The sequence below is a fragment of the Pseudomonas sp. HD6515 genome (assembly GCF_024971855.1).
Classification (GTDB): Bacteria; Pseudomonadota; Gammaproteobacteria; order Pseudomonadales; family Pseudomonadaceae; genus Aquipseudomonas; species Aquipseudomonas alloputida.
In genome coordinates this window covers 4,832,955-4,847,710 of sequence record NZ_CP079827.1, presented here as the reverse complement: position 1 = coordinate 4,847,710, position 14,756 = coordinate 4,832,955, and the positions used below count along the sequence as shown (strand labels likewise).

Here is a 14,756-nt window from a genome sequence, read left to right as displayed (position 1 = left end):
GCTTGGCGAGCCTCCAATTGAAAAGCCCTCAGGACCAAGGACGATGAGTCACTCTTCGCAATTCACCTTGCTCGGCAAGCGGCGTTTCCTGCCGTTTTTCATCACTCAGTCGCTGGGTGCCTTCAACGACAACCTGTTCAAGCAGTCGCTGATCCTGGCGATTTTGTTCAAGCTCAGCCTGGGCGATGGTGACCGATCGATCTGGGTCAACTTGTGTGCCTTGCTGTTCATCCTGCCGTTTTTCCTGTTTTCGGCGCTGGGCGGGCAGTTTGGCGAGAAGTTCGCCAAGGATGCGCTGATCCGGGCAATCAAACTGGCCGAAATCGTGATCATGGCGATTGGTGCGCTGGGCTTTGTCACCAACCATCTGGCGCTGATGCTGGTGGCGCTGTTCGGTATGGGGACGCACTCGGCGCTGTTCGGCCCGGTGAAGTATTCGATCCTGCCGCAGGCCCTGCGCGAGGAAGAGCTGGTGGGCGGTAACGGGCTGGTGGAAACCGGCACCTTCCTCGCCATCCTCGCCGGCACCATCGGCGCGGGGATGATGATGTCGGCCGACAGCTACGCAACAGTGGTGGCCGGTGGCGTGGTCGGCACGGCGGTACTCGGCTACCTCGCCAGCCGCTGGATCCCGCGGGCGGCTGCCGCCTCGCCGCAAATGCCGCTGGACTGGAACATCTTCAAGCAGTCGTGGGTGATCTTGCGCATGGGCCTGGGCCAGCCGCCGGCGGTGTCGCGCTCGATCGTCGGCAACTCGTGGTTCTGGTTTGTCGGCGCTATCTACCTCACGCAGATCCCGGCCTATGCCAAGGATTGGCTGCACGGTGACGGCACCGTGGTGACCCTGGTGCTGACCCTGTTCTCGGTGGGCATTGCCCTGGGCTCGCTGCTGTGTGAGCGGCTCAGTGGACGCAAGGTGGAAATCGGCCTGGTGCCGTTCGGCTCGTTCGGCCTGACCCTGTTCGGCCTGCTGTGGTGGTGGCACTCCGGTGATGTACCGGCTGCAGCAGCGCCGCACGACTGGCTGGCACTGCTGGGCATGAGCCAGGCGTGGTGGATCTTGCTGTCGATCGTCGGCCTGGGTGTGTTCGGCGGCTTCTACATCGTGCCGTTATATGCGTTGATCCAGGCCCGCACGGCCGAGGACGAGCGCGCCAGGGTGATCGCGGCCAACAACATCCTCAATGCCTTGTTCATGGTGGTGTCGGCGGTGCTCACCATCATCCTGCTAGGCGTGGCCAAGCTGAGCATCCCGCAGCTTTTCCTGGTGGTGTCGCTGCTCAATATCGCAGTCAACACCTATATCTTCAGGATCGTGCCCGAGTTCACCATGCGCTTCCTGATCTGGCTGCTCAGCCATTCGATGTACCGCGTGCAGCACCGAGACCTCGAGCGCATCCCCGACGAAGGTGCAGCGTTGCTGGTGTGCAACCACGTGTCGTTCGTCGATGCGTTGCTGCTGGGCGGGGCTATACGCCGGCCGATCCGCTTTGTCATGTACTACAAGATCTACAACCTGCCGGTGCTCAACTTCGTCTTTCGCACTGCCGGTGCGATCCCGATTGCCGGGCGTAACGAAGACCAGGCGACGTACGAGCGGGCCTTCGCGCGCATTGCCGAATACCTGGCGGATGGTGAACTGGTGTGCATCTTCCCGGAAGGCAAGCTGACGGGCGATGGCGAAATCGATGTCTTCAAGGGTGGGGTCAGCCGCATCCTCGAAGAAACGCCGGTACCGGTGATTCCGCTGGCCTTGCAGGGGTTGTGGGGTAGCTTCTTCAGCCGCGACCCGGCCAAGGGCTTCTTCAAGCGCCTGTGGTCGCGGGTGACCATCGTGGCAGGCGCCGCCGTCCCGGTGGAGGCGGCGCAGCCCGAGGTGTTGCGCGAACAGGTCAGCCGCCTGCGCGGCCATCTGCGATAGGGGTTAGCTGGCGCTGACTTTCAGGCCGACGAGGCCGCAGACGATCAGCGCCACACTGACCAGCCGCACCAGGGCCATGGACTCGCCGAACAGTATGATCCCGGCGATGACCGTACCGACTGCGCCTACGCCGGTCCAGATGGCATAGGCGGTGCCCAGCGGCAACTCCTTCATGGCCAGGCCCAGCAGGCCCAGGCTGATGATCATGGCGCCGACGGTAAGGACAGTGGGTAGCGGTCGAGTGAAACCGTCGGTGTATTTGAGGCCGACGGCCCAGCCGACCTCGAACAGGCCGGCGAAAAACAGGATGATCCAGGACATGAGTGTGTCTCCATCGTTTGAATGATGGGGCCGTCCCCGGAATGGTCACGCGGTGCGTCGTGAGGTCGTCCTCACAGTGGGTGCCATGGTGCCTGTCTGCGGCCTTCCGGGCAAGGCCGCGCCTGCTGGCCAATTTCCACCCGTCGTTCAACGTTGCGGCCGCTACCGTATTCGCGGGTAAACCCGCTCCTACACAATTGGTGATGGACACACGTTGGTGATTGGGCGCAGGCCGTCGTGTAGGAGCGGGTTTACCCGCGAAGAGGCCGGTGCTGGCAGAAAACGATTCAGGCCAGCACCGCATCTCATACCCGTCAGACCCCTTGCGGAATCTCTTCACCACCCAGCGCCTCGAACAGCACCGGCAGGAATTCGGCAAAGGTCATCATCATCAGCTGGAAGCTGGCGTCGAACTGTTGCGCAGCCTCATCGCCACCGTCCTGCTCGGCCTGCTCCTGCAGCAGCTCTTCGAACTTCAGGCGCTTGATGACCATCTTGTCGTCGAGAATGAACGACAGCTTGTCTTGCCAGGCCAGGGCCAGCTGGGTCACCACTTTGCCAGTGCTCAGGTGCAGCTGGATCTCTTCGCCAGTCAGGTCCTGGCGCTTGCAGCGCACGATACCGCCATCTTCGGCAGTGTCGCGCAGTTCGCACTCGTCCAGCACATAGAAGCCTTCGGCGGCTTGCTGCGATTTGACCCAGTCGGTCATGGTGGCCACCGGCGCAATCTTCACCGTGGCCGGGCGCACGGGCAGCGAACCCATCACTTCACGCAGGGTCGACAGCAGGTCTTCGGCGCGCTTGGCGCTGGCCGAGTTGACCAGGATCACGCCCAGGCGCGGGGCAATGGCAGCGAAGATCATCGAGCGGCGGATGAACGCACGCGGCAGGAACGCCTGGATGATTTCGTCCTTGATCTGGTCGCGTTCCTTTTTATAGACCTTGCGCATTTGCTCGGTCTCGATCTCTTCGACCTTTTCCTTGACCGCGTCGTTGACCACGCTGCTCGGCAGGATGCGTTCTTCCTTGCGCGCGGCAATCAGCAGGTACTCGCCGCTGACATGCACCAGGGGAGCGTCTTCGCCTTTGCCGAACGGCGCGACGAAACCATAAGTGGTCAGCTCCTGGCTGGCGCAGGGGCGGGCCGGCTTGCTGGCCAGGGCGGCTTCCAGCGCTTCAGGCTCGAACGGAACTTCCTGGGTCAGGCGGTAGGTCAGCAGGTTCTTGAACCACATGAGGGGCAATCTCTCCTTAATGCATAAGGCGGGCATTATTCTCCGAGCGGTGAATTGAGGCCAGCCCTGTCAGAGGGCCAGCAGTGGCTTATGCACGAAAGAATCGCCCGACAACGCTAGGTCTTTGAAAGGCCTGAGGTTTTTTTTGCAGAAAGTTTAAAAAGTGCTTGCCAGGGTGCGGGGCGCTCCGTAGAATGCGCGCCACACCGAGACGAAGGGTGATTAGCTCAGCCGGGAGAGCATCTGCCTTACAAGCAGAGGGTCGGCGGTTCGATCCCGTCATCACCCACCACTCGATGTATAGCGCAGCGGTAGTTCAGTCGGTTAGAATACCGGCCTGTCACGCCGGGGGTCGCGGGTTCGAGTCCCGTCCGCTGCGCCATATTCCACTTCCAGGGCCCACTGAACACCCGGAAGTAACAAAGAAAGCGACCTTAGGGTCGCTTTTTTTGTGCCTGATTTTTGGTGTTTGACCGAAGTGTGAAAAAACTTCGATAAGTGCTTGCCAGAGCGCCAAGTCGCCCGTAGAATGCGCGCCACACCGAGAGACATGGGTGATTAGCTCAGCCGGGAGAGCATCTGCCTTACAAGCAGAGGGTCGGCGGTTCGATCCCGTCATCACCCACCACTCGATGTATAGCGCAGCGGTAGTTCAGTCGGTTAGAATACCGGCCTGTCACGCCGGGGGTCGCGGGTTCGAGTCCCGTCCGCTGCGCCATATTCCACTTCCAGGGCCCACTGAACACCCGGAAGTAACAAAGAAAGCGACCCTAGGGTCGCTTTTTTTGTGCCTGAATTTTGTACCCCTACCTGCACGCGTTTGCCGCAGCTTCAGCCACGCCGTTCCTCCTCCCGCAATGTCAGCACCTCATACCCACCCTCAGTCACCGCCACGGTATGCTCCCACTGCGCCGACAAGCTGTGGTCCCGGGTGATCACCGTCCAGCCATCCTTCAACTCGCGCGTGCCGCGGCCACCCTGGTTGATCATCGGCTCGATGGTAAACACCATCCCCGGTTTCAGCTTAATGCCCATGCCGCGCTGGCCAATGTGCAGCACCTCTGGCCCTTCATGCATCTGCTGGCCAATACCGTGGCCGCAATACTCGCGCACCACGCTGTAACCCGCCGCCTCGGCATGGGCCTGCACGGCATGGCCGATATCGCCCAGCGTTGCCCCAGGGCGCACCTGCTCGATGCCTTTCCACAACGCGTCATAGGTGGTGTCGACCAGGCGCCGGGCTTCTTCGCTGATCTTGCCGATGCAATACATCTTCGACGAATCGGCAATGTAGCCGCCCTGTTCCAGCGTGATGTCGACGTTGATGATCGAGCCTTCCTTGAGCACCTCATCGGCCTTGGGTATGCCGTGGCATACCACGTGGTCCACCGACGTATTGAGCGAGTAAGGGAAACCGTACTGGCCTTTGCTTGCTGGCCGTGCCTTGAGCGTATCGACGATGAACGCCTCGGCGCGGTCGTTGATCTGCATCGTGGTCACGCCGGGGCGGATGAAGCTGTCGAGTTCGGTGAACACCTGGGCCAGTAGCTGGCCGGCGCGGCGCATCAGGTCGAGTTGGGCGGGGGTCTTGAGGATCACCTGGGACATGGGAGGAGGGCAGTTGCTCATGCTGGAAATTGCCCCAGCATAGCGCCTGGGAGCGTGAGGTTGCCACCGCATGGTGCGCAAGGCACGCCGCAGCACTGTCTTTGTGGGAGCAACTGTCTTGCTCAATTTCTAAAAGCGGGCGCGATCCCTGTGGGAGCGGCCTTGTGTCGCGAAAGGGCTGCAAAGCAGCCCCGGCGATACAGGGATAAAAGCTGAAATTCGGGGGCCGCCTTGCGGCCCTTTCGCGACACAAGGCCGCCCCCACAAAAAGCCGTTCCGTGCACCTGGCCCACTATTTGCTGAAGCCTCCTCACCAGGGCTATCAACGTCGACAGCCCGCAAAACCTCACGACAAAGGCGCCGTGTTGCCCCGCTTGCATCTGCATGCCGGGGCAGCCGGCGCCTTTTTGCGTTTTCCACAGGAGCCCGCCCATGGCCAACAGCGAAGTACGCAGCGTCTGCCCCTACTGCGGCGTGGGCTGCGGCATCGTCATGAGCGTTGCCGATGGCAAGGTCGGCAAGATCAGCGGCGACAAGCTGCACCCGAGCAACTTTGGCCGCCTATGCACCAAAGGCCTTACCGCACACCTGCCACTGAGTGCCAGCGGGCGCATGGCCGACGCCTATGTGCGCCAGCAACGCAGCCAGCCGCCAGTGCGCACCAGCATGGACCAGGCCATCGCTGCCACCGCCGAGCGTCTGCGCAGCATCATCGACCAGCACGGCCCGGATGCCGTGGCGCTGTACGTGTCCGGGCAAATGTCGCTGGAGGCCCAGTACCTGGCCAACAAGTTGGCCAAGGGCTTTATCCGTACGCGCCACATCGAGTCCAACTCGCGCCTGTGCATGGCCAGCGCCAGCAGTGGCTACAAGCTGTCGCTTGGCGCCGATGGCCCACCTGGCAGTTACCAGGACTTCGAGCACGCCGACGTATTTCTGGTGATCGGCGCCAACATGGCCGACTGCCACCCGATCCTGTTCCTGCGCCTGCTTGATCGGGTCAAGGCCGGTGCGAAGCTGATCGTCGTCGACCCACGTCGCAGCGCCACCGCCGACAAGGCCGACCTGTTTCTGCAGGTGCGCCCCGGCAGCGACATGGCCTTGCTCAACGGTCTTTTGCACCTGCTGCATCGCAATGGCCGCACCCACCCCGACTTCATCGCCCGCCACACCGAAGGCTGGGACGAACTGCCGGCCTTCCTCGACGACTACCCCCCCGAGCGCGTCGCCGCCATCACCGGGCTGGCCGAGGCCGATATCATCAAGGCCGCCGAATGGATCGGCAGCGCCAACAACTGGATGAGCTGCTGGACCATGGGCTTGAACCAGAGCATTCACGGTACCTGGCACAGCAACGCCATCTGTAACCTGCATTTGGCCACGGGTGCCATCTGCCGCCCCGGTAGCGGCCCGTTCTCGCTGACCGGCCAGCCCAATGCCATGGGCGGCCGCGACATGGGCTACATGGGCCCCGGCTTGCCAGGCCAGCGCTCAGCGTTGGTGGACGACGACCGCGCGTTCGTCGAACGACAGTGGCAACTGCCACCCGGCAGCCTGCGCAGCGAGGGTGGCGAGGGTACGGTGGCGCTGTTCGGGCAGATGAAAACCGGTGAAGTGAAAGCCTGCTGGGTCATCTGCAGCAACCCGGTAGCCAGTGTCGCCAACCGCCAGCAAGTGATCGACGGCCTGCGCAAGGCCGAACTGGTCATTACCCAGGACGCCTTCCTCGACACCGAAACCAACCGCTACGCCGACATCCTCCTGCCGGCCGCGCTGTGGGCCGAAGGTGAGGGTGTGATGATCAACAGCGAGCGCAACCTGACCCTGATGCCACGCGCTGTCGAGCCCCCCGGGCAAAGCTTGCCGGACTGGCGGATCATTGCCCGCGTGGCGTGTGCCATGGGCTATGCCGACGCCTTCGACTACCCCAATGCCGAAGCGGTGTATGAGGAAATACGCCGCTTCCACAACCCCTCAACCGGTTATGACCTGCGCGGTATCGGCTATGCCGAATTGCGGACACAGCCGCGCCAGTGGCCTTGTGCACCGGGCAGCGAGCAGCATCGTAGCCCGCTGCGCTACCTCAACGACGGCAGCAGCCAGGCGCTCCTGCTCGATGCCCGGGGTAGGCGGCCGGCACTGGCCTTTCCCACCGCCAGCGGCAAGGCGCGCTTCTTTGCGCGGCCCTGGTTGCCGGCAGCGGAAGTGCCGGACGATGACTACCCCATGGTGCTTAACACTGGCCGTGTGCAGCACCAATGGCACACGTTGACCAAGACCGGCAAGGTGCCGGCACTGAACAAGCTGGAGCCCGGCCCCTACCTTGAGATTCACCCCGAGGATGCCGCCCGGCTGGGTGTCGCTGAAAAGGACCAGGTGGCCGTTCGCTCACGCCGGGGGCACGCCGTGTTGCCGGCGCGCATCAGTGACCGGGTCATGCCGGGCAACTGCTTTGCGCCGTTTCACTGGAATGACCTGATCGGCGAGCAATTGGCGATCAATGCCGCGACCTGCGATGCGGTCGACCCGCTGTCGCTGCAGCCTGCCTTCAAACACTGCGCCGTAGCCCTGGAGCGGGTCGCAGGCGAGCGCATCGACGCCCTTGATCTGAACACTGCCACTGTAGAGCCTGTCCGCATGCCGACCGCCACCCTGTCCCGTCTGCTTGGCCTGCACACCCAGCCGGTTCCGGTGCTGGCCGAAGAAGAGCGTCATTACCTGCAAGGTTTCCTGCTGGGCCTGGACCAGGCCCGCGCCGAGGGCGTACCCCGCCTGCCGGCCAGTGCGCCGCTGGCTGCCAGCCGTCGTTTGTTTGTCGACGGTTTGCTGGCCGGGCTGTTCGCCCAGCCTGCAACTGCGCCCATCGCGGCACAGGCCGCGCCATGGCATCAGGTGCTGTGGGCCTCGCAGACCGGCAATGGTGAGCAACTGGCCGAACGCTGTGCCGCGCGCCTGCGCGATGCTGGTCTGAGCGTGCAACTCAGCTGTCTGGAGGCGGTCAGTCCAAGCCAGCTGCAGGGTGTTGCCAGTGTGGTGTTGATCGCCAGCACCTTTGGCGATGGCGACGCGCCCGACAGCGGCGCGGCATTCTGGCAGGCCTTGCAGGGCGAGGAGGGCGCCCACTGCGCCGGGCTGCCCTATGCCGTACTGGCCTTGGGCGACTCCAGTTACGACCAGTTCTGCGGTTTTGGCCGCAAGCTCGACCAGCGCCTGGCCGAGCTGGGAGGGCAGCGCCTGCTGCAACGGGTGGACTGCGAGCCAGACTTCGACGAAGCCTTTGCCAGTTGGCTCGAAGCGTTATTACCTGCACTGGGCACTGCCGCGGCGCCACCTCCGGCGAGTGAACCTGCACCCGTATCGGCCTTCAGCAAGCAGCAACCTTGGATGGCCACCGTACTGGAAAACCGCCTGCTCAATGGCCCCGGCGCCAGCAAGGAAACCCGCCAGCTGGTCTTCGACCTGAGCGGCAGCGGCTTCAGTTACGCTGCCGGCGATGCCCTGGGCGTATGGCCGCGCAACTGCTCGGCCCTGGTAGAAGAGCTGCTGACGCTGATGCAGCTCGATGGCCAGGCGATGGTCGAGCTTAAAGGTCATGGCGCCATGCCATTGGCCGAAGCCCTGCAAGCACACCTGGAAATTGCCAAGGTCACTGCGCAACAACTGCAGGCATTTGCCAGCAATGCGCCTGACCTGCAGCGTTTGCTGCAGCCTGAATGCAGGGCCGAGCTGCAGGATTGGCTGTGGGGCCGGCAGTTGGTCGATGTGCTGCGCGCCTTCCCCCAGCAGTTGCCGCTGGCCAGCTGGCTGGAACTGCTCAAGCCATTGCAACCGCGGCTCTATTCGATCAGCTCCAGCCCACTGGCGCACCCAGGCCAGGTGCATCTGACGGTGTCGACGGTGCGTTATGGCGAACGTAAAGGCGTGTGCTCAAGCTTCCTTGCCGACCGTGCGCAGGTACAGAAAGTGGCGATCTTCCCGCAGGTGTCGAAGCACTTCCGCTTGCCCGAGGACGACAGCGTGCCGGTGATCATGGTGGGCCCTGGTACTGGCATTGCACCGTTCCGTGCGTTCCTCGAGGAGCGAGAGGCACGGGGGGCAAAAGGTGACAACTGGCTGTTTTTCGGTGAGCAGTACGCAGCGACCGACTTCTATTACCAGGAGCAGTTGCAGGCCTGGCAGGCGGCGGGGCACCTGCGGCTGGACACGGCGTTCTCGCGGGACCAGGCCGAGAAGATCTATGTGCAGCAGCGCATGCTTGAGCAGGGTGCGCTGTTGTGGCAGTGGCTGGAGGCGGGGGCGTATTTCTATGTGTGTGGCGATGCGCAGCGTATGGCCAGGGATGTGGATGCGGCGTTGCGGGTAATCGTCGCCGAGCATGGCCGGATGGATGCGGCGGCGGCGGCGGCTTATGTCGAAGGCTTGAGCAAGGCCAGGCGTTATCGGCGCGATGTGTACTGACGTGCTCCAAGATGGGGTGTTGTGCACCTTGAATGTGCATTGGCTGGGCGGGCCCAGCGCAAGTGTAGGAGCGGGTTTACCCGCGAAGAGGCCGACACAGGCAACCCAGGCAACCCAGACAACCCAATTGGCACGCTCCCTGCTTAACCTCGGATACAACAAAGCCCACTGATCAACGGCGATCAACCGGGCCCCCTACCGTGATGAATACAGGCAAAGGCGCCTGGAGCTTCGGCTCCAGGCGCTTTTTTTTTGATCGAGGATCGGCTTATGAAGGCAACAGCGAGCAGCGGGCAACGAGAGCGACTGGTCATCGTCGGCAACGGCATGGTCGGCCACCATTGCGTCGAACAACTGGTCAGTCGCGGCGCCCTGCAGCGCTTCGAGGTGCGGGTATTCGGCGAAGAGCGCCAACGCGCGTATGACCGCGTGCACCTGTCCGAATACTTCGGCGGCAGCTGTGCTGAAACCCTGGCCCTGTGTGAGCACGATTTCTACGACGCCAATGGCGTGCACCTGCACCTGGGTGAGGCCGTGCTGGAGATCGACCGTGAGCGCCGCGAAGTCGTCACTGCCGAAGGTCGCTATGGCTACGACCAACTGGTGCTGGCCACCGGCTCCTATCCCTTCGTACCGCCGATCGAAGGCTCCAGCGGCAATGCCCGCCTGGTCTACCGCACCCTGGACGACCTCGATGGCATTCGTGCTGCTGCAGCAGGTGCCCGCCGAGGGGTGGTGGTCGGCGGTGGCCTGCTTGGCCTGGAAGCGGCCAACGCCCTCAAGTCGCTGGGGCTGGAAGCCCACGTGGTGGAATTCGCCCCACGGCTGATGCCGGTGCAGCTGGACGGCGAGGGCGGTGCCGCGTTGAAGGCGCAGATCGAAGCGCTGGGTGTGGGGGTGCACCTGGCGCGCGCCACCCAGTCGGTCAGTGCCGGTGAAACCTACCGCTACCGCATGAACTTCGACGGCGGTGAGCACCTGGAAACCGACCTGATCGTGTTCTCCGCCGGTATCCGCCCGCAGGATGCACTGGGCCGGGGTTGCGGCCTGGACATCGCCGCGCGCGGTGGCGTGGTCATCGATAACCACTGCCGCAGCAGCGACCCACGCATCTTCGCCATCGGCGAGTGCGCCTCGTGGAACGGCAGTGTGTTCGGCCTGGTCGCCCCAGGCTACAGCATGGCGCGCAACCTGGCTGGGCTGCTGATGGGCGAGGCGGCAGTGGCGTTCACCGGCGCCGACATGTCGACCAAGCTCAAGCTGCTGGGGGTGGATGTCGGTTCGATCGGCGATGCCCACGGTGCCACGCCGGGCGCGCGCAGCTATCGCTTCATCGATGAAGCCAACAGCGCTTACCGCCGTTTGGTGGTGGATGCCAGCGGCAAGCACGTGCTCGGCGCGGTGCTGGTCGGTGACAACAGCTATTACGACACCCTGTTGCAGTACGCCCAGAACGGCATCGCCCTGCCGGCCGACCCGGCAGCGCTGATCCTGCCGCAAGGCGGTGGTGCGCCGGCCTTGGGCGCCGATGCGCTGCCCGACAGCGCGACCATCTGCTCCTGCCACAACGTCAGCAAGGGGGCGGTGTGCGCCGCGATCGACAGTGGCTGTAGCGACTTGGCTGCGGTCAAGGGCTGCACCAAGGCCGCGACCGGCTGCGGCGGTTGCGCGGCCCTGCTCAAGCAAGTCTTCGAGCACGAACTGACGGCCCGCGGCGTGGCGGTGGACAAGAGCCTGTGCGAGCACTTTGCCTACACCCGGCAGGAGCTGTACGGGTTGGTGCGGGTGGAGGGTATCCGCACCTTCAGCGAACTGCTCGAGCGCCATGGCAAGGGCCATCTGGGGTGTGACATCTGCAAGCCGGCGGTGGGTAACATTCTCGCCTCGTGCTGGAACCAGCCGATCATGGACCCGGCACTGGTACCGCTGCAGGACACCAACGACACCTTCATGGCCAACATGCAGAAAAACGGCACCTATTCGGTGGTACCGCGCATTCCCGGTGGTGAAATAACCCCCGACAAGCTCATCGTCATCGGCCAGGTGGCCAAGAAATACGACCTGTACACCAAGATCACCGGTGGCCAGCGCATCGACCTGTTCGGCGCCCAGTTGCACGAGCTGCCGCTGATCTGGGGCGAACTGATCGAGGCCGGTTTCGAAACCGGGCACGCCTACGGCAAGTCGACCCGCACGGTGAAGTCGTGCGTGGGCAGTACCTGGTGCCGTTACGGCGTGCAGGACAGTGTCGCCATGGCCCTGCGCCTGGAAGACCGCTACAAGGGCCTGCGCAGCCCGCACAAGCTCAAGTTCGCGGTATCGGGTTGCACCCGTGAATGCGCCGAGGCGCAGAGCAAGGACATCGGCGTTATCGCCACCGACAAGGGCTGGAACCTGTACGTGTGCGGCAACGGCGGCATGCGCCCGCGGCATGCCGAGCTGTTCGCCACCGACCTGGACGACGAAACCCTGGTACGCCTGATCGACCGCGTGCTGATGTTCTACATCCGCACGGCCGACAAGCTGCAGCGCACCTCGGTGTGGCGTGAAAACCTGGAAGGCGGGCTGGACTACCTGAAGCAGGTGATCATCGACGACAGCCTGGGCCTGGCCAATGAGCTGGAAGCGCAGATGCAGCAGGTGGTCGACCAGTATGAATGCGAGTGGGCCAATGCCCTCAACGACCCGGAGAAGCTCAAGCGCTTCCGCACCTTCGTCAACGACCGACGCGCCGACCCGGACGTGCACTTCGTGCGCGAACGCGAGCAACGCCGGCCTGCTGCGCCATTGCACCTGATACCCACTGTCGAGGAGGCTGTCTGATGAACCTGTCCAATGCTGTTGTGAAGACTGAGGTGAACTGGCAAGCGGTGTGTCACGCCGCAGACCTGGTGGCCGATTCTGGTGTCGTGGTGTGGCTCGACGGTGCCCAGGTGGCGTTGTTCTACCTGCCGGGGCTGGAGCAGAGCCTGTATGCGGTGGACAACCGTGATCCGCGCTCCGGGGCCAACATCATTGGCCGTGGCATTGTCGGAAGCTTGCAAGGTGAGCTGGTGGTGGCCGCACCGCTATACAAGCAGCATTTCAACCTGCAGAACGGTGAGTGCCTGGAGGATACCGAACAGCGGCTTCAGGTATGGCCGGTGCGGATGAATGGAGAGGCAGTGGAACTGGCGGTGGCCTGATCATCCTGCGCTGGGCGGGGCCGATGTACAGTAGCCGTTCGCCGAAGCGGCGCGCCTTCCCTGCGCGGGGAAGGCGCCGCTGGGTGGCTGCGGGAGGCAGGTGGCAAAGCCGATCAGGTGCCCCAGGGCCCGCTCGATGACGCGCTACATCGGTTTCAGGGGAATGGCGACCAGGCAAGAGTACAAGAGGCGTTCCGGTGTAATGTCGTACCCGCTCACCAGCATGCGCTGGTTGCCGGCATCGATCGCCATCGATTGGGTAAAGCTTTCGAAATGCTCCGGCGGCAAAGCCCCGCCAAAATGGCCATAGCCATGGGGTGGTAAGAAGGTTTGATCGAGCTGGCCGTTCAAGTCGTAGCGCACCGCCATATAGGAAGTGGGGTGCGTACCGTATCCGACCAGGTGGCCATTGACTTCTACAATATGGTGCCATTTGCCATCAGTGTGGAAGTGCACCACTTGGCCCTGGTTGAATTCGAGGGCAGGTTTACCAGCATAGTCCAGCCGGTAGAGCGTCGGTTGGCCGTCCCATTCGTCGAGCGTATGCATGCCATATAGCGTGATACGTTCGCTTCGGTCCTCTACTGTAAAGCCATTATTGACTACCGATGCGTCTGACCAGTGGAAGCCCCCTGTGCCAAATGCTTCGTCTAGACGCCCCTCCAAGGTCAGGGCACTGGTTACCGAGTACGCAATCGAGTCGCGTTTTACATAGGTGGAGATTATGATGCGCGGTTGCTTGGCGGCGGGCGAGATAATGGCAATGCCATCAAGGATATACGCCGAGTTATCGGGAATCAGAGTACTCAAACTCAGCATTCCATCTTTGCCGAAAGGCCCGAACTTTCCACCTTCACGGGTCAAGGCGACGATTGCAGATTTTATCTGCCCGCCTTCGGAACGCCAGCCGGTGGCCAGCACCATGTCTGCGAAGCAGACCAGATCTTCCAGCATAAGCTGTTCGCCGAACAAGGCACGCGTGTCGACATAATCCTTCCCATAACCAAAACTCGTGTCGGGTTCTCCGTTTGGAGTCAGCTTCCACAGATAGGTGGTGGGTAGCGCATATGCCTGCACGGCAACCAGCAAGTTCCCCGTCATGTCCTCTGCTACCGCTTCGGCAGCCCCGTATTCTTCCCCGGACAGTTCGGAGAAATCGACAATGCCGCTGCTATTGAACGTGTTATCCAGCTTGCCGCTCGCATCCAGACAGGCAAGGTAGGGATGGTAGGGATTGCGACCGCTGTAGAAACCCGTTACGTAAAAACGGCTTGGCTGAAATTTGCTTTTGAGTACGCTGGTTGCTTCCCCAGCGCTGAAGTGGGCATGGCCCTCTTGGCCATAGGCGAGGTCGATGGGGGCTATGGGGAGTTGTTGGGGGCTTTGCTCAAAGGGCGCTGTGGTCGGGTAAAGGGCGCTCTCTTGACTGGTCGGTTCATCTCTTCTAACTCCATGCAGGGAAGCTGCTGAAGGGCCATTTAATGTTGCCCTGGGAGCGCCTACAACTGGCAGAAATGAGAGGTGCAGCTGCGTCGTTAGTCATGTATTGCCAAATCAGGATTCGTTGCGGCATGACCCGGATACGCCGCAGGTAGCGATGCGGTAAGCTTGCTGCCATGAACCTCGACACCCGCATCAAATACTGCCACCTGCTGTGCTTCCTGGAGATTGCCCGGCAGAGCAGCCTGGCCAGGGCGGCCGATATCCTGTCGATCAGCCAGCCGGCGATTTCCATCGACCCCAAGGCGTTCGAAGACCTGCTCGAGGCGTGGCTGTGGTGACCGACGTCAGCGCGCAGTTGCTAGGCCAGTTGCACTTGGGTGAGTTGGAACGGCGGGGCGCATGACCGACAGCCTGCGGATTGAGGGGTTGTCATTCGAGCATTTAAGTCTTGATACTCGTTGATGCTGCGTTGAAAACAGCCTCGGAGTGTTGGTTTACAGCCCGTAAACTCCGCTTCCTCGGCTGTTTTCGCCTTGTCTGACCTTCGCCTCAAGACGTTTATGCAGTCTCTGGTGAAGTGCCAGT

Annotated in this window: 8 protein-coding genes, 4 tRNA genes and 1 pseudogene; 9 read left to right on the top strand and 4 right to left on the bottom strand. The window is 62.6% G+C overall.

All coding sequences use genetic code 11. The features are described 5' to 3' along the window. Positions 1-43 precede the first annotated feature (43 nt). Entirely contained in the window at positions 44-1,921 is a 1,878-nt protein-coding gene (locus KW568_RS22435) for an MFS transporter (RefSeq protein WP_259536846.1), read from the top strand. 3 nt (positions 1,922-1,924) lie between these two features. On the opposite strand, the gene sugE is transcribed toward KW568_RS22435, so the two are convergent. Both sugE and rdgC read right to left on the bottom strand, forming a co-directional pair. Continuing rightward, entirely contained in the window at positions 1,925-2,242 is a 318-nt protein-coding gene (gene sugE / locus KW568_RS22430; protein ID WP_098089277.1) for a quaternary ammonium compound efflux SMR transporter SugE, read from the bottom strand. A gap of 314 nt (positions 2,243-2,556) precedes the next feature. After that, entirely contained in the window at positions 2,557-3,477 is a 921-nt protein-coding gene (gene rdgC / locus KW568_RS22425; RefSeq protein ID WP_003252510.1) for a recombination-associated protein RdgC, read from the bottom strand. A gap of 216 nt (positions 3,478-3,693) precedes the next feature. Here rdgC and KW568_RS22420 point away from each other — a divergent pair. From KW568_RS22420 to KW568_RS22405, 4 genes are all read left to right on the top strand, one after another. Beyond that, positions 3,694-3,769 (top strand) — tRNA-Val (locus KW568_RS22420). 13 nt (positions 3,770-3,782) lie between these two features. Beyond that, positions 3,783-3,859: transfer RNA gene (locus tag KW568_RS22415), tRNA-Asp, on the top strand. A 170-nt stretch (positions 3,860-4,029) separates the two neighbouring features. Next, positions 4,030-4,105: transfer RNA gene (locus KW568_RS22410), tRNA-Val, on the top strand. A gap of 13 nt (positions 4,106-4,118) precedes the next feature. Further along, positions 4,119-4,195, top strand: a tRNA-Asp gene (locus KW568_RS22405). A gap of 113 nt (positions 4,196-4,308) precedes the next feature. Here the strand turns inward: KW568_RS22405 and map are convergent. Next, positions 4,309-5,106, bottom strand: coding sequence for a type I methionyl aminopeptidase (gene map, locus KW568_RS22400; protein WP_259536844.1), 798 nt, complete (start codon positions 5,104-5,106; stop codon positions 4,309-4,311). A 411-nt stretch (positions 5,107-5,517) separates the two neighbouring features. Between map and KW568_RS22395 the strand changes: the two genes are divergently transcribed. The 3 genes from KW568_RS22395 to nirD all read left to right on the top strand — a co-directional run bounded on the left by KW568_RS22395 (position 5,518) and on the right by nirD (position 12,728). Beyond that, the gene (locus KW568_RS22395) at positions 5,518-9,543 is read left to right on the top strand and encodes a bifunctional nitrate reductase/sulfite reductase flavoprotein subunit alpha (protein ID WP_259536843.1); all 4,026 of its coding nucleotides are present in this window, start codon (positions 5,518-5,520) and stop codon (positions 9,541-9,543) included. A 270-nt stretch (positions 9,544-9,813) separates the two neighbouring features. Beyond that, positions 9,814-12,366, top strand: a complete 2,553-nt coding sequence (nirB, locus tag KW568_RS22390) for a nitrite reductase large subunit NirB (protein WP_060546486.1) — start codon at positions 9,814-9,816, stop codon at positions 12,364-12,366. After that, a complete protein-coding gene (gene nirD, locus KW568_RS22385) occupies positions 12,366-12,728 on the top strand; it encodes a nitrite reductase small subunit NirD (protein ID WP_003252522.1) in 363 nt (120 codons plus the stop codon). Before nirB ends, nirD begins: the two co-directional genes overlap by 1 nt. Before the next feature lie 144 nt (positions 12,729-12,872). Here nirD and KW568_RS22380 read toward each other — a convergent pair whose 3' ends face one another. Then, entirely contained in the window at positions 12,873-14,084 is a 1,212-nt protein-coding gene (locus tag KW568_RS22380) for a hypothetical protein (protein ID WP_232535918.1), read from the bottom strand. A gap of 260 nt (positions 14,085-14,344) precedes the next feature. Here KW568_RS22380 and KW568_RS22375 point away from each other — a divergent pair. Continuing rightward, positions 14,345-14,615: pseudogene (locus tag KW568_RS22375) on the top strand (LysR family transcriptional regulator); the annotation flags it as partial. Between the last annotated feature and the right edge of the window lie 141 nt (positions 14,616-14,756).

Excerpts from the sequence above, each read along its gene's own strand:
- nirD (WP_003252522.1), top strand. The coding sequence starts at position 12,366 with ATGAACCTGTCCAATGCTGTTGTGAAGACTGAGGTGAACTGGCAAGCG.
- KW568_RS22395 (WP_259536843.1), top strand. The coding sequence starts at position 5,518 with ATGGCCAACAGCGAAGTACGCAGCGTCTGCCCCTACTGCGGCGTGGGC.
- map (WP_259536844.1), bottom strand. The coding sequence starts at position 5,106 with ATGAGCAACTGCCCTCCTCCCATGTCCCAGGTGATCCTCAAGACCCCC.
- nirB (WP_060546486.1), top strand. The coding sequence starts at position 9,814 with ATGAAGGCAACAGCGAGCAGCGGGCAACGAGAGCGACTGGTCATCGTC.
- KW568_RS22435 (WP_259536846.1), top strand. The coding sequence starts at position 44 with ATGAGTCACTCTTCGCAATTCACCTTGCTCGGCAAGCGGCGTTTCCTG.
- rdgC (WP_003252510.1), bottom strand. The coding sequence starts at position 3,477 with ATGTGGTTCAAGAACCTGCTGACCTACCGCCTGACCCAGGAAGTTCCG.
- sugE (WP_098089277.1), bottom strand. The coding sequence starts at position 2,242 with ATGTCCTGGATCATCCTGTTTTTCGCCGGCCTGTTCGAGGTCGGCTGG.